This is a genomic window from Paraburkholderia sp. A1BS-2L, assembly GCF_051125205.1.
In the GTDB taxonomy this organism is placed as follows: domain Bacteria; phylum Pseudomonadota; class Gammaproteobacteria; order Burkholderiales; family Burkholderiaceae; genus Paraburkholderia.
Genome location: NZ_CP120431.1, coordinates 806,088 through 820,973 on the forward strand (window position 1 = coordinate 806,088; position 14,886 = coordinate 820,973).

Below are 14,886 nucleotides of genomic sequence, written 5' to 3' on the forward strand. Positions count from 1 at the left end.
GCAGGCTTACGCCGAGTAAGCCGCAAGAAATCCCCGCAAATTCGGCTACAAATCACCTTTGCGTAAACCCTCATATCCGCAAAGTTGTCTATACAATATGCTTCGAGCGTGGCAGTAAACCTACTTGCCTTAGCGATCAATTTTCTATGTGGAGGAAGTCCGTGACTTCGCGTTGCCAGGATACCCATCAAGTTACGGCGCTGTGCATCACCCCCGGAACGCTCACGCTCCCGCAGTTGCGCACCGTGCATCAGAACCCCGTGCGACTCTCGCTCGACGCCAGCGCCAATGAGGCCATCGAGCGCAGCGTGGCCTGCGTCGAGCAGATCATCGCGGAAGACCGCACGGCCTATGGCATCAACACCGGCTTCGGTCTGCTCGCTTCGACGCGCATCGCGCGCGAAGACCTCGAAAATCTCCAGCGCTCGCTGGTGCTCTCGCACGCCGCAGGCGTGGGCCAAGCGCTGGACGATGCGCTCGTGCGCCTGATCATGGTGCTCAAGATCAACAGCCTCGCACGCGGGATTTCGGGCATCCGCCGCTCGGTGATCGACGCGCTCATCGCGCTCGTGAACGCCGAGGTGTATCCGCGCATTCCCGTGAAGGGTTCGGTGGGCGCTTCGGGCGACCTCGCGCCGCTCGCGCACATGTCGCTCGTGCTGCTGGGCGAAGGTGAGGCGCGCCACGACGGCCGCTGGATGCCGGCGCGCGAAGCGCTCAAGATCGCCGGTCTCGAGCCGCTCAGCCTCGCCGCGAAGGAAGGTCTCGCGCTCCTGAACGGCACGCAAGCCTCGACCGCCTACGCGCTCAAGGGCCTGTTCCTTGCCGAAGACCTCTACGCCGCCGCCAGCGTGTGCGGCGCGCTGAGCGTGGAAGCCATGCTCGGCTCGCGCGCACCGTTCGATCCGCGCATTCACGCCGCGCGCGGCCAGCGCGGCCAGATCGACGCTGCCGCGGTGTATCGCCACCTGCTGGGCGCATCGAGCCCGGTGGGCGCATCGCACGCGAACTGCGAAAAGGTCCAGGACCCGTATTCGCTGCGCTGCCAGCCGCAAGTCATGGGCGCGTGCCTCACGCAGATCCGCAACGCCGCTGAAGTGCTCGAAGTGGAATCGAACGCGGTGTCGGACAACCCGCTCGTGTTCCCGGAGGAAGGCGACGTCATTTCGGGCGGCAACTTCCACGCCGAACCCGTTGCGATGGCCGCCGACAATCTCGCGCTCGCGATTGCGGAGATCGGCTCGCTCAGCGAACGCCGCGTCTCGCTGATGATGGACAAGCACATGTCACAATTGCCCGCGTTCCTCGTGGCGAACGGTGGCGTGAATTCGGGCTTCATGATCGCCCAGGTGACGGCCGCGGCGCTCGCCTCGGACAACAAGGCGCTCGCCCACCCCGCCAGCGTCGACAGTCTGCCGACCTCGGCCAACCAGGAAGACCACGTGTCGATGGCGCCCAATGCCGGTCGCCGTCTCTGGGAAATGGCCGACAACGTCAAGGGCATTCTCGCGATCGAATGGCTTGGCGCGTGCCAGGGGCTGGACTTCCGCGAAGGCCTGAAGACCACCGACGCCCTGGAAACCGCACGCTATATCCTGCGCAAGGATGTGCCGTTCTACGAGAAGGACCGCTACTTCGCGCCCGATATCGAAGCAGCGAGCGCGTTGATTGCCCAGCGCCACCTGAGCGCACTGCTGCCCGCCGCCACGCTGCCGAGCCTGTAAAGGCCGCATCGCGTATCAAGCACGCACGGCCCTGAGGAATCCCGAGCAATTCCCGGTGATCCTCTGCGGCCGTGTCCAGGAGAAGACGAAGCGGGCCGGCGGTTAGCCAGGTTGGCGCCAGCCACCGGGGCCGGCCCGCTCAAGGAAAGAGACATTGGAAAATCTTCAACGTAATCTCGGCGCCCGCCACATCCGGTTCCTCGCAATCGGTTCGGCCATCGGCACGGGACTATTCTACGGATCGGCATCCGCGATCCAGCTCGCAGGCCCGGCGGTCATCCTCGCCTATATCTTCGGCGGCGCAGCGGTCTATATGGTCATGCGCGCGCTCGGTGAGATGTCCGTGCGCAATCCGATATCGGGCTCGTTCAGCCGCTACGCCGGCGACTACCTCGGCCCGCTCGCCGGCTTTCTCACCGGCTGGACCTATATCCTCGAAATGATCATCGTGGGCCTTGCGGACGTCACGGCCTTCGGCATCTACATGGCCTTCTGGTTTCCGCACGTGCCGCAATGGATCTGGGTGCTGGCAATCGTGCTGCTGATTTGCGGCCTCAATCTGTGCAATGTGAAGATCTTCGGCGAAATGGAGTTCTGGCTCGCACTCGCGAAGATCCTCGCCATTGGCGCGATGATCATCGGCGGCGCCGCCATTCTCGTGCTGGGCATCAGCATGAATGGCGAGCAGGCGCACGGGCTCTCGAATCTCTGGACCCACGGCGGTTTCGCGCCGCACGGCGTGGGCGGCCTGATCGCCTCGCTCGCGGTGGTGATGTTCGCGTATGGCGGGGTCGAGATCATAGGCATCACGAGCGGCGAGGCGAAGAATCCCGAAGTGGTCCTGCCGCGCGCGATCAACGCGGTGCCGGTGCGTATCCTGCTGTTCTACGTGCTCACCATGGTGGTGCTGATGGCGGTGTTCCCGTGGAGCAAGATCGACGGCCAGGGCAGCCCGTTCGTGCAGATCTTCTCGGGACTCGGCATCAAGTCCGCGGCGACGATCCTGAACGTGGTCGTGATTTCCGCAGCGGTTTCGGCGATCAATAGTGACATCTTCGGCGCGTGCCGCATGATGTACGGCATGGCCGCGCAAGGCCAGGCGCCGCGCGTCTTCGCGATCACGTCGCGTGCAGGCGCGCCCTGGGTGACGGTGCTCGTGATGGGCGTGGCGCTGCTTGGCGGCGTGCTGCTCAACTATCTGATCCCTGACCAGATCTTCCTGATCATCGCTTCGATCGCGACGTTCGCCACGGTATGGGTCTGGCTGATGATCCTGCTTTCGCAGGTGGCCATGCGCCGGCGTCTGTCGAGCGACGAAGTGCGCGCGCTGAAATTCAAGGTGCCGCTGTGGCCCGTCGGCCCCGCCGTGGCGATCGCGTTCATGATTTTCGTGATCGGCATTCTGGGCTACGAGCAGGACACGCGCATTGCCCTGTTCGTCGGCATCGGCTGGATCGCGCTGATGACCGTGGGCTGGTGGGCGTGCAGCAAGCTCAATGGCGAGCCCGCTTCCAGCGAGGAAAAACGCGAGCTGGTGAAGCAGAGCTAACGCGTTATTGCAGACGGTATTGCAATGCGCCCCGTATCTGGCATATCCGGATACGGGGCGCATTTTTTATTTCACCATGATTCCAGCCCGGTACTTCGCTGGACGAGGCCGAACGGCGCTTCCAGTACAGGTCCGCAAGGCTCCCGCAGCCGATGTGTGACGCGCAACGGCCTGGTGCCCTCATTCGTCGCGAGTCGGATCGTACGGCACGACCTGCTCCTGTTCCTCCGGATGATTGCGCGCGACGATTGCCCTTGCGGGCGTCGTCGCACTCAAATTGAACGGCTGATGCGGCACATCGGGCGGAATGAACAGAAAATCGCCGGCTTCGGTGATTACCGACTGACGCAGCCCCGGGCCATAGCGCGTCTCGACGCTGCCCTCGAGCACGTAAATGCCGGTTTCGTAGCCGCAATGACTATGCGGCTCGGCGTGCGCGCCGGGCGGGATGACGACCAGATGCATCGACAATCCCTTCGCTCCGGCCGTCGTGGAGGAAATGCCGACGAAGTAAGGCAAGCGCTGAGTCGTGGCGAGTTCCCTTGCGGGATGAACCGTAACCACAGCGGCCTGTGCGTCATTCGAATCGCGTTGCATGATGTGCCCTCTGCATCGTTCAGCCCGAATTCTCCTGCGTTTCGGTCCGACCGCGCTCCTGGTCGCTTTCCTGGCCGCCCCGGTTTTCGTCCGCCAGTTCAGCGTCGGGCCGCCAGGCCCACGCCTCGAACTGCTCGGGTGGCACGGGTTTCGAATAAAGAAAGCCCTGAGCGAAGTCGCATCCCACCGCTTTAAGAAACGCCTCTTGCTCCGCCGTCTCCACGCCCTCGGCAATCACCTGAATACCGAGCTTGTGCGCGAGCACCACCATCGCTTCGCAAAGCGCCTGATTATCTGCGTTCACGCTCAAGTTCTGCACGAACGACCGGTCGATCTTTAGATAATCAATTTCGAAGCGCTGGAGATAAGCCAGCGACGAATAGCCCGTGCCGAAATCGTCGATCGAAATGCCGATGCCGGCACGGCGCAAGGTCCGCAGCTTTTCATCGATATTCGATTCCGACTGCAATAGCAGGCCCTCGGTGATCTCCACGGCAACGCTGCCGCCGGCCGCGCCTTCGCGCGCGAGATATTCGGACCATCGCGCACATTGCATGCTGTCCTGGCGGACCTGCACCGGAGACACGTTCACGCTCACCTGAAACGCGCCGTGATACCGCTCGCGCCAACGCCGCGCGTGCTGCATCGCCTGCAGGAATACCCAGTCGCCTATCGGCACGATCAATCCCGTGTCTTCGGCCAGCGGAATGAATTCGAGCGGGCTGATCATGCCGCGCACCGGATGGAACCAGCGGATCAGCGCCTCGGCTTTGCACACCGTGCCGGTCGCCAGTTCGATGATCGGCTGGTAGAAGAGTTGAAACTGATTTTCCGGCAAGGCGGCGCGCAAATCGCTCGTGAGCCGCAAGCGTCTTTCCGCCTCCACGCGCATGGCGGGCGTGAAGTAGCAGAAGCGATTGCGTCCAGCGTTCTTGGACGCGTACATGGCCTGGTCGGCGTTCTTGAACAGCATGTCGAGTTCGCCGGCATCGTCGGGATAAAACGTAATGCCGATGCTCGCGGAAATGAATTCTTCGTCCGCACCAAGCTTGAATGGCAAGGCCAGGCCCGCATTGATCGTTCGCGCGATCCGCTCTACCTGCTCATCGTCGTCGAGTTCCGGGAGAATGACCGTGAACTCGTCGCCGCCCAGGCGCGCCACCGTGTCCGTTTCGCGCACGTACGCGTTGATGCGCCGAGCCGCCTCCACCAGCAGCACGTCGCCCGTGTCATGTCCGAGCGAGTCGTTGACCTCCTTGAAGCGGTCGAGGTCGATCAGCATCAGCGCCATGCGCCGGCCCGAGCGGCGTGAGCGCTGCGCTTCATGCTCGAGACGCTCATGGAACATCTGGCGGTTCGGCAAGCCCGTGAGCGCGTCGAAATTGGCCTGCCGCCAGATTGTCGCCTCGAACGCCATGCGGTCCGAGAGGTCGCGCCCGACAGCCATCACCGAATTCACCTCGCCAAAGAGGTCGATTTCCGGCGTGATGCGAATATGCGAGCATTGCTCGGCGCCTTCCTTGCCGATCCATCTCAGCTCGAATTGCGCGCTTTTCCCGCTGGCAATGACTTCGCGGATCTTCCTTTCGTAAATGAGCGCGTTGGGGCCGCCAGGGAGTTCCGATGGCCGCTTGCCGAGCGCCTCGACAAGACGGCTCCCGGACGACGCGCAAAACGCAGGATTCGCATAAATGCGGCGAACGTCGCGATCGTAACGGGTAATGGTATCCGGCGAATTTTCGATCAAGGTGCGCGACTCGCGCTCGCGCGCCACGAGTTCGGCCGTGCGCTCGACAATGGTCTGTTCGAGCGAGGCGTTGATCTCGTTGATCTTCTGTATTTTCTGGCCGATCGCGCCGCGCATTCGCTCGAAGCGCAATTCGAGCCTCGCGAGCTCGTCCTGCCCCCGCGCCGCTGTTCCCGTCGGCGCGCCGTCCTCGAACGGCACGCCCGCATCGTCGCCGGCATCGTGCATCTTGCGCACCAGCTTGCTGAGCGGCTCCGAAATGCTGCGCGAAATGAAATACGCCAGAAAGAGCGAAAGCAGAAAACCCGAGATGCCCACCAGCACGATCTGGTTGCGCACCGCGCGCGCCTCGGTCGTCAGGCTCGTTTCCGCAATCGTGCTCACCACGAGCCAGCTTGTGCCGGGAATGCGCGTATAGGCGACGAGGTAGCGCTCGCCCTGAATGCCCGGCACGCTCAGGAAGCGGCTTGCATCGCCTGCTGGCCCGTTGGCTTCGATGCGCCCTGGCAGGCCGGACACCCATGGCTTATCGCCGTGAACTGTGGCATCGTCGGCGCGGATAATGACGGCTTTGCTATCTGCATCGAGAATGCAGATCTCCATGCCGCTTCGCGAAGCCACGTTGCTGAAGATCGTGGAGAAGTACTGCGGTCTCACCACCAGAACCAGATTGCCGATTTTCCGGTCGTTGCTCTTGTCGAAGATCCCGGTGACCACACCCAGGTTTTGCTCGCCGACGCCGTTATCGTAGCTGCCCCAGTAAGTGCGTTCGTTCTGGGCCCCGGCGCGCTCGACGAGGCTGGTGACGCCGCGCGTCAATTGCGCGAACGCCTGCGTGTCGAGAATGCGATTGTTCTTGTCGAGCAGATATTTCTGGTTGATGAAATCCACCGAACCGAAATGTTCGAGCAGCAGGCGCGCGATGTCTTCGCGTGCCTCGCTGCCGCGCCCGGCGCTCGCCGCGCCGGCAAGCGCACCTTGCAGCCGGCTCGACACCACGAGCAGCCTGCTCTCGGTCTCGATCTGCTCCATGCGCATGCGCACGTTCTTGGAGACCTGCTCGACCACTTCGCGCGAAAGGACCTCGGCATTCTCCTTGATCGCCGCGACCGATTTCACGTACGAGATGCAGCCCGAAATGATCACGGGCAGCAGGCACAGCAGCACGAACGCCGCCATGAGCCGGTGACGGATCTCGACGCGACGAAGCAGATCCTGCGAGAGGTAGTCGAATGCGGGTCGTAGCGGAGCGGGGATCAAGTTCATTATTTGTATTGCATTTTCGCTTCGTTCTTGACCGACCGGTCCAGTCGCTTCGCGGCTTGCCCTGGTGTGATCTTGTGAAGCAGCACATCCTGCATGAGCCCATGCACGTATTCGATGGTATTCGACGGCAGCGACGAATAATACGGACTCGCCGTGACGGGATAGCGGCGGACCGCGTTGGTGTAATCGACGATCACCGGGTCGCTCACCGCGGTGCCGGCATTTTCGCGGAACGGTGAAATGTTATGCCGTTTCTTTTGCAGAATCAGGAAGCCCGGGCCCGCCATGAATTCCAGAAAGCGCACGGCTGCGGCCTTGCGCGGCGTTTCGCACACGGCAAACCCGGTTTCGCTGCCGAGCACCGGCACGACCTGCGCGCCGCGCGCATTCCACGGCGGCACGAATACGCCGGTCCGAAAGGCGTTACCGTGCAGCATCGAGCCAGCCGACCAACTGCCTTCGAAAGCCATTGCCACCTTGCCCTCCTTGAAGAGCCGGATGCCTTCGTCGTAGCCCGTCGTCATGAAGGCGGGCTGAACGTATCCGCGTTCGGGAATCAAAGCCATCTTGGCGAAGATGTCCGCCACCGCCGGGGTGTCGAGATTCAGCGTGCCGTCAGCCATTTTGTTGCGCCAGTCCGCCTCGTTGGCCACTACGTCGTTGGCAAAACCCGAAGCAAAGGGCCCGTTGCCGAGCATATTCGGAAATCCGCCGCTCCACATGATGGGCGTGAAGCCCGCCCGCTTGAGTTGCGCGCACATCCGCAGGAAAGCATCGAAGTCGGTCGGCGCCTGGGTGATGCCGGCCTTTGCGAACATTTCCCGGTTGTAATAGATCATGGTCGTCGCAACGCCGCCCGAAATGCCAAACCCCTTACCGCGGCGGCTGGTCCAATCCGCCTTGAGGGGAGCCAGCATGTTATTCCACGCGCCGGTCCGCCGTAAATCAGCAAGAACGCCCTGGTCCGCGAGTTCGGCCGAGTAGCCGTTGGGATTGACGCTCACGAAATCGGGCAGCGTGCCCGCCGCCACGCGCGGCTTGATATTTTCCTCGACCGAATTGCCGATCATGAACTGGACGTCCACGCGCACGTCGGGATTGAGCTTGCTGAATTCGGCGGCAATCTGAAGCATTTCCTGCGGCCAGTCGGGCGCCCACACCAAAGCGGTGATGGTGGTCCGGGCGGCAGGAGGCGTGGCTGGCGTAGCATCTTTGTGCGCGTGGCAGCCGGAAAAGAGAAGCAGGACAGCCAGGCCAGTCAAACCGTATCGCCACCACCAGAAGAGCTTGGCTCGTCCCATGCAAGGCTCGCTTTCAGATTGATGAGGATGGCACTTCATCGGAAGCCGGGCCGGTTCACAATGATGCCTCATCTGTCTATCGGCGGGAAAAATCGATCCTTTAATTTACTCGCTGCAATCGTGACAATTGCCATGCAGCGTCATTCGAATCGCCTTCAACGGGTAATCAAAGTGCGTTCAAGCGATTGAGAATCTCATCGAACAATGGCCGCACGTCGACGTGCTCGTTCAGACAATCCGCTATCAGCGAGTCGAATCCGGCCGCGCCATCGGTGGAAACCGGGGCTACGCGTTGTGCAAGCTCTTGGAGCAGGCAGCCGAACGCGCGCACCTCGATCCGCTCGAACGCCTGCGCCCGTGCCGGATCGTCCGTTTCATGAAACGATGCTGCGCCGAAGTCGCCGAGTAACGCGTGGCCCGCGCCGTCATGAAGGATGTTGTGTGCGTAAAGATCGCCATGCATGATCCCGCGCCGGTGCAAGTGCCGCGCCGCGGAAGCAATCCCTCGCGCGATCCGCAATGCGGCTGACCGGGTGAACGACACATCGTTTGCATACACGTCGCGCGTGCATGAGTCCAGGCTCGGCGGCCCCGCGAGATTGCCGAACGCCGGGTCGATCAGCGCCATCGCGAGACCATGCTCGTCGAGCGGATGCCCCGTGATCTTGCCCAGCACCGGAATCAGATTGGGATGCTGCCCGGCTTGCAGGCAAGCCGCCATTTCGAGGTCCGGCAAGCCATCGCTCGTTACCGCGCCCTTGAACAGCTTTACCGCAACGGCGCCGGACGGATGGCCGTCCTGCAAAAGACGCGTCGCGCGATGAATCACGCCCGATGCGCCCTCGCCCAGCGTCTGCCCGAGCGCAAGCGTATGCCAGTCGATATCGGGCACCGGCGCGCCAGCCAGCGCCGTGCGCTCGCGCGCGGCATTCAGCGGGTTGCCGGCATAGGCGAGCCACGCGAGCCGCGGCAGGCGCAGCAGCCAGTCCGGCAACGCATCCAGTCGATTCGCGGAGATCCGCAGCAGTTCGAGGCAGCGCAATCCGGCCATGGTTTCCGGCAGCGCGCGCAGCCGGTTGCCGGCGAGCATCAGTTTCTGCAGATTCGCACGCTCGCCCAATTCCTGCGGCAGTGTCTCGATGGCGTTGTCGGTCAAAATCAACCAGCGCAATTGCGGCGGCAGCGCACTCGCCGGCACGTGCCGGATCTGGTTCGACTTGAAGCCGACCATGCTCACCGAGGCACAGTCGCCCAGCATGTCCGGCAACGCCGTGAACGGATTGTTCGAGGCAAACAGAATGCGCAGCTTGCGCAGCCTCGGCAAATCGTCGGGCAGCGCGCTCAGTGCATTGCCGGAAAGGTCGAGCACTTCGAGCGTATCGGCAAGCTCGAAAATTTCGCGCGGAAATTTGGTCAGCCCGCAGGCGAGCTTGATCTGTCGTGCGCCGGCGAGCTGGCCCGCGCGCAGTTGTTCGAGGGTGGAGGTCGTCACGCGTGGAATGAACCGGCCATGGCAAGGAATTCGGAAAGCGCCGGCGCGCAACGCGGCGCCGGTCGTGCGCAATTCTAACGGGAGTGCGCCGAAGTGCGGCCCTTCGCGCTGGGCATTGCGCCACTCATTGCGCCATTTCCAGATCCTTGATGACGGCGGCCAGAAAGCGCGCCGCCTCTCCGCCGGTGACCACCCGATGATCGAACGTCAGGCTCAGCGGCAAGATCCGGTGTACGGCGGGCGCGCCCTCGTGCGCCACGACCTGATCGTGCATGCGTCCCGCGCCGAGGATCGCCACCGTGGGCGGCACCACCACGGGCGCCGCATATTTGCCGGCAATCATGCCGAAGTTCGATAACGTGATCGTATTGCCGCGCATTTCCTCGGGCGGAATCTTGCGCGCCCGGATATCGGCGCGCATGCGGTCGAGTCCGGCGCGCAAGTCCGCCGCGTCGCGCTGCGCGACGTCGCGCAGCACCGGCACGAACAGGCCCTCGGGCAAATCGACGGCAATGCCGAGATCGATTTTCGCGAGCACATGGCGCCGCTCCATCTTCGCGTCGAACCAGGCATTCAATCCCGGCTCCGCACGGCACCCGGCCACCAGCGCACGAACCAGACGGATCGTGACATCGGTGTGCGGCGGCCATGCATGGATGTCGGCATCGTCGATGACGGTGGCGGCCGCCACCTCGTTCTGCGCGCGCGCCATGTTCTGCGCCATCGCCCGCCGCACGCCGCGCAGCACTTCGGGCGGACCGAGTTCGGCGAGCAGCCGCGCCGCGCGTTGCACATCGGCCGCCGTGATGACGCCTTCGGGGCCGGACGGCGTCACCATCGCCAGATCGACATCGAGCTTGCGTGCCAGCGCGCGCACCGCGGGCATCGCCTTGATCGCCCCATGCCCCGCTCCCGCGCCACTGCCGAGCGCGGCGGCCGCCTCCTGCACCGTTTGCCGGCCCACCTCCATGTGGCCGACCACGGTGCCCGCATCGGCATCCTCGGCGCCCGCGCCATCGCCTTCGAACGCACATAGCGGCGCGCCCAGGTGCACGATGTCGCCCGGCTTGCCGAACAGCTTCGCGACGCGCCCCGCTTGCGGCGACGGAATCTCGACAATCGCCTTGGCCGTCTCGACCGAGACGAGCGGCTGATCCGCGAGAATCTCGTCGCCGCTCTTGACGTGCCATTCGACGATTTCCGCTTCCTGGAGGCCTTCGCCCAGATCGGGCAGCTTGAAGATTTTCATGGCTTCACTGCGCCTCCAGCGCTTGCCGCGCCGCCGCGACGATGCGCGCCGTGCCGGGCATATAGTGGCTTTCGAGCCGATAGAGCGGAACCACCACATCGTATCCCGTGACGCGCTGCACCGGCGCCAGCAGCGAATAAAGACCGCGCTCCGCAATGCCGGCGGCAATTTCGGCACCCACGCCGCCCGTGCGCGAACCTTCGTGCACGATTACGCAGCGGCCTGTTTTGGATACCGAAGCAAGAATGGTGTCCATGTCGAGCGGCTTGAGCGTGGCCACGTCGATCACCTCCGCACTCACGCCTTCGAGCGCCAGCAGGTCGGCCGCCGCCAGCGCTTCCTGCAGCGCACCGCCCCAACCAACCAGCGTAATGTCCGCACCGTCGCGCAGCACGTAGCAGCAGTCGAGCGGCAGCGCCTCGCCGTTGTCCTCCACCGACTGCCTGAAGAGACGATAAAGGCGCGTGGGCTCGAAGAAGATCACCGGGTCCGGATCGCGAATCGCCGCGAGCAGCAGGCCGTAAGCGCGCGCGGGCGACGAAGGGGTCACCACGCGCAAGCCCGGTATGTGCGCGAACAACGCTTCGGGGCTTTCGGAGTGATGTTCGGGCGCATGGATGCCTGCGCCGCTCGGCGAGCGCACCACGAGCGGACACGCCAGCCTGCCGCGCGTCCGGTGCCGCAAACGCGACGCATGATTGAGCAGATGATCGATCGCGGGGTAGATGAAGCCGCTGAACTGAATCTCCGCGACGGGCTTCAAGCCCATTGCAGCCATGCCGACCGCCGCGCCGCCGATCGCCGTTTCCGCAAGCGGCGTATCGATCACGCGCTGCGCGCCAAAGCGTGACTGCAAGCCCGCCGTGGCGCGAAACACGCCCCCGTTCACGCCGATGTCCTCGCCGAGCAGCACCACGTCCGGGTCATGCCCGAGCGCCCACGCGAGCGCCAGATTGATCGCCTCGACCATGTTCAGATCAGCCATGATCGTTCTCCGTGGCCGGACCCGCCGGTGCAAACCGCTGCGCCATCGAAAGTTGCTCATGCATGGCGCGCGGCAGCACCTGGTAGAGATGGTCGAACATCGACGCCACCTCGGGCGGCGCAACCGCGAGATACGCCGCAACCGCCTGCTCGACCTGCTCGTGACAAGTTTTGCCGAACTGCTCGTCTTGCGCCTTGTCCAGCACGTTCATGCGCATGAGGTAAGCGCGCAGGCGGCGCAGCGGCTCGTGTTCCCATTGCTGGCTGAGCACCTCGGCGTCGCGGTAGCGCGTGGCGTCGTCTGCGGTCGTGTGATCGCCGAGGCGATAGCTGAGCGCCTCGATCAACGTCGGGCCCTCGCCGCGCCGCGCCTTCGCTAGCGCCGCCCCCACCACCTGGTGCACGGCAATCACATCGTTGCCATCGACCTGCACGCCGTCGATGCCGGCGGCGATGGCTTTTTGCGCGAGCGTTTGTGCGGCGCTCTGCTGGCTGCGCGGCAGCGAAATCGCCCACTGGTTGTTATTGATGACGAGCACGAGCGGCGCGCGCCACGCGCCCGCGAAATTCATCGCCTCGTAAAAATCGCCTTTGGAAGTGGCGCCGTCGCCAAAAATCGTGACGGCCACACGCGGCTCTTGCCGAAGCAGGAAAGCATAAGCCGCGCCCGCCGCATGACAAACCTGGGTGCCGATCGGCACGCAATTGGGAAAGTCGAAGCGCGGCCCGGCAAAGTCACTGCCCCGCTCGTCGCCGCCCCAATAAAGCAGGCTTTCGGTCATGGTGACGCCGCGCAGCAATTGCGCAGCGTGATCGCGATAGGAGGGAAACAGCACGTCTTCGGGCCGCATCGCGCTGGCCACGCCCACGCCGATCGCCTCCTGGCCCAACGACGAAGCAAAGGTGCCGAGCTGGCCCGTACGTTGCAGGGCCACGGCCTTGGTATCGAACGCCCTGGTGAGCACCATGGCGCGATAGAGCGGCAACAGCGCGGCGGGGTCGCTTGCGAAGGGCGGCAGTGGATGAACGGGTTCGCCGTCGTGCCCGAGGTACTGCGTGTAGCCGATTTGAAAACTGGCAGCCGTGGTCATGACGGCCTCCTTGGTGTTTTCAAATATCGTAGGTCTTATCGCGCGGGTGTGCTGTGACGAAGATTTTACGCAGCGCTGAAAACCACCGCGCCCCGATGGGAAACCTCGGTGAATGCCCGCACGAAGCGATAAGTCTGCCCGCCAATGGTGAGTTCATTGAACCCCGAACTTGTCACGCCCAGCACCGCGCTCGCCACGGCATTGCGGATTTTCCCGTACCGTGTCCAGTCCTCTTCGGGCTCGCCCGCGTCGCCGAGGAACACGTCGCTGCTTTCCGCCTGGCTTCGAACCAGAATCAGGCTCTTGCCCTTGTCGAGCAGAAGCTCGAGATATTCGGCCAGCGTGGCCAATGCCTCGGCATCGGCGTCGTGAGATTCGCGAGAGGTTGAAATCATGAGGGCACCTGCGCTGATTGGAACTGCACGGCATTACGGCTTCTATCGTACACGGCCATGACGCAATTGCGCGCCGACTTGCCATTTCATCCACACGATCGCTGAAAAAAGCGGCACGCCACTTCGCTGCAGCAGGCGTACCATCAATGCTTACCCTGCGGCGAACACCGCTTGATCAAAGGGGAGCCAACATGAGACGTCTTTACTTCCTGGCACCTGACATACCCACGGCGAAAGCCGTCGTGGACGACTTGCTGCTGGCGCGGATTACGTGGCGGCATCTGCACGTTCTCGCGAATCACACCGTCCAGCTCGATCAATTGCCGGGCGCCTCGTTGCTGCAAAGCAGCGACGTCGTGCACGCGCTCGAACGCGGCGTGGCGCTAGGCGGCGCGGCCGGCGCCATTGTGGGTCTCGCGGCGCTGGTTTTTCCGCCGGCCGGACTGGTCATCGGCGGCGGAGCGGTCGTGACGTTGACGTTGGCGGGCGCGAGCTTCGGCGCGTGGACCGCCGCCATGATCGGCGTGGACGAACCGAACGCCCGGCTCCAGCGCTTTCGCGAAGCGATCCGCAACGGGCAATTCCTGATCATGGCCGATGTGCCCGCCGCGCGCGAGGAGGAAATTGCGCAGACGGTCGCAAAGCATGTCCCCAGAGCCGATCCGGAAGGCGCCGAACCGACCACGCCGATATTCCCATGAGCGCGTGGCCGAGTCTTCGCGCGGCCGCGCAAATCATGCAGAGGCCGGATTCCGGAATGTCACGGAATGCGCGAAACCCGCGAAACATGCGAAACGCGATAGCTGCCCGCGCAACTACTGGTCTTGTGCCAGCGCGGTGAGACGCGCATCACCCGCGTCTTTCGCCGCGCGTTGATTGACATAGGTTTCGTCGGATACCAGTACGCGGCGCACGTCTCGCGCGGCGAAGTCGACCAGCGAGATAACCCATACCCAGCCGCCAGTGCGCTCGGCGGTGTGCACGAATGCGCGCACGTCGGCGTTGTTGCTAGCGTTCATGTGACCTCCGTGGAAAAAGATCGAATAAGCACTACCCGTTCCTGCCATCCCGGACCCGCTTGCGCGCATCTCCGTGATGAGCATCCGGTGGACGCGCGCCGTCTTTGCCTGGCTGCCCGCGTTGCCTGCTGCGCCAGCTCATCAAGTTGACCACCAGCGCCGCAATGAACGTCACGACAGTGGAACTGGACGACGCAATGAGCGTCATTTGCGCGGATTTCAGCGGCGGCGCTGAACGACTGGATTGGGTGGCCGCGGAGAACGACATGATCGCGGTGCCGCGCGGCAAGGCAGGCGAGGCACCGCTCGACTGCACCGCGGCGACCTGCGGGAGCGGATGCATCGATTTATATCGGACAAAAAGGGCTGTCGTTACACAAAAGAAACCCACAAAAAGTCCGATAAACAATCGGCAAAGCAACTCTAGCCGCGTGGGGATGGCCATGTCCGCCTCCGTCGTCTTCAACGGTTG

General features: G+C 63.5%; 13 protein-coding genes. 3 read left to right on the forward strand and 10 right to left on the reverse strand.

Going from position 1 to position 14,886, the window contains the following annotated elements:
* The first annotated feature begins 161 nt into the window (after positions 1-161).
* Together hutH and P5W98_RS33435 are read left to right on the forward strand one after the other, a co-directional pair.
* Positions 162-1,724: a histidine ammonia-lyase gene (gene hutH, locus P5W98_RS33430; protein ID WP_421028691.1), complete on the forward strand. Its 1,563-nt coding sequence runs from the start codon at positions 162-164 to the stop codon at positions 1,722-1,724.
* Between the two features lie 154 nt (positions 1,725-1,878).
* Positions 1,879-3,273 carry an amino acid permease gene (locus tag P5W98_RS33435; RefSeq protein ID WP_421028692.1) on the forward strand — a complete coding sequence of 465 codons (1,395 nt, stop codon included), beginning with the start codon at positions 1,879-1,881 and terminating at the stop codon, positions 3,271-3,273.
* Positions 3,274-3,453: 180 nt separating this feature from the next.
* Here P5W98_RS33435 and P5W98_RS33440 read toward each other — a convergent pair whose 3' ends face one another.
* The 8 genes from P5W98_RS33440 to P5W98_RS33475 all read right to left on the reverse strand — a co-directional run bounded on the left by P5W98_RS33440 (position 3,454) and on the right by P5W98_RS33475 (position 13,395).
* Complete coding sequence (locus tag P5W98_RS33440) at positions 3,454-3,870, reverse strand: cupin domain-containing protein (RefSeq protein ID WP_421028693.1); 417 nt, start codon at positions 3,868-3,870, stop codon at positions 3,454-3,456.
* A 19-nt stretch (positions 3,871-3,889) separates the two neighbouring features.
* Positions 3,890-6,883 carry a bifunctional diguanylate cyclase/phosphodiesterase gene (locus P5W98_RS33445; protein WP_421028694.1) on the reverse strand — a complete coding sequence of 998 codons (2,994 nt, stop codon included), beginning with the start codon at positions 6,881-6,883 and terminating at the stop codon, positions 3,890-3,892.
* On the reverse strand, positions 6,883-8,184 hold the full coding sequence (locus P5W98_RS33450; RefSeq protein ID WP_421028695.1) for an ABC transporter substrate-binding protein: 1,302 nt from the start codon (positions 8,182-8,184) through the stop codon (positions 6,883-6,885). Before P5W98_RS33450 ends, P5W98_RS33445 begins: the two co-directional genes overlap by 1 nt.
* 166 nt (positions 8,185-8,350) lie before the next feature.
* Positions 8,351-9,676: a protein kinase gene (locus P5W98_RS33455; RefSeq protein ID WP_421028696.1), complete on the reverse strand. Its 1,326-nt coding sequence runs from the start codon at positions 9,674-9,676 to the stop codon at positions 8,351-8,353.
* Between the two features lie 124 nt (positions 9,677-9,800).
* Entirely contained in the window at positions 9,801-10,925 is a 1,125-nt protein-coding gene (locus P5W98_RS33460; RefSeq protein ID WP_421028697.1) for a dihydrolipoamide acetyltransferase family protein, read from the reverse strand.
* Between the two features lie 4 nt (positions 10,926-10,929).
* Positions 10,930-11,910 carry an alpha-ketoacid dehydrogenase subunit beta gene (locus P5W98_RS33465; protein ID WP_421028698.1) on the reverse strand — a complete coding sequence of 327 codons (981 nt, stop codon included), beginning with the start codon at positions 11,908-11,910 and terminating at the stop codon, positions 10,930-10,932.
* Positions 11,903-13,000, reverse strand: a complete 1,098-nt coding sequence (gene pdhA / locus P5W98_RS33470) for a pyruvate dehydrogenase (acetyl-transferring) E1 component subunit alpha (protein WP_421028699.1) — start codon at positions 12,998-13,000, stop codon at positions 11,903-11,905. The genes P5W98_RS33465 and pdhA overlap by 8 nt, the downstream gene beginning before the upstream one ends.
* A 65-nt stretch (positions 13,001-13,065) precedes the next feature.
* On the reverse strand, positions 13,066-13,395 hold the full coding sequence (locus P5W98_RS33475) for a hypothetical protein (protein WP_421028700.1): 330 nt from the start codon (positions 13,393-13,395) through the stop codon (positions 13,066-13,068).
* A gap of 191 nt (positions 13,396-13,586) precedes the next feature.
* On the opposite strand from P5W98_RS33475, the gene P5W98_RS33480 reads away from it, so the two are divergent.
* On the forward strand, positions 13,587-14,096 hold the full coding sequence (locus tag P5W98_RS33480) for a DUF1269 domain-containing protein (RefSeq protein WP_421028701.1): 510 nt from the start codon (positions 13,587-13,589) through the stop codon (positions 14,094-14,096).
* A gap of 114 nt (positions 14,097-14,210) precedes the next feature.
* Here P5W98_RS33480 and P5W98_RS33485 read toward each other — a convergent pair whose 3' ends face one another.
* Together P5W98_RS33485 and P5W98_RS33490 are read right to left on the reverse strand one after the other, a co-directional pair.
* The gene (locus P5W98_RS33485) at positions 14,211-14,414 is read right to left on the reverse strand and encodes a hypothetical protein (RefSeq protein WP_421028702.1); all 204 of its coding nucleotides are present in this window, start codon (positions 14,412-14,414) and stop codon (positions 14,211-14,213) included.
* A 31-nt stretch (positions 14,415-14,445) separates the two neighbouring features.
* Positions 14,446-14,859: a hypothetical protein gene (locus P5W98_RS33490; RefSeq protein ID WP_421028703.1), complete on the reverse strand. Its 414-nt coding sequence runs from the start codon at positions 14,857-14,859 to the stop codon at positions 14,446-14,448.
* Positions 14,860-14,886 lie beyond the last annotated feature (27 nt).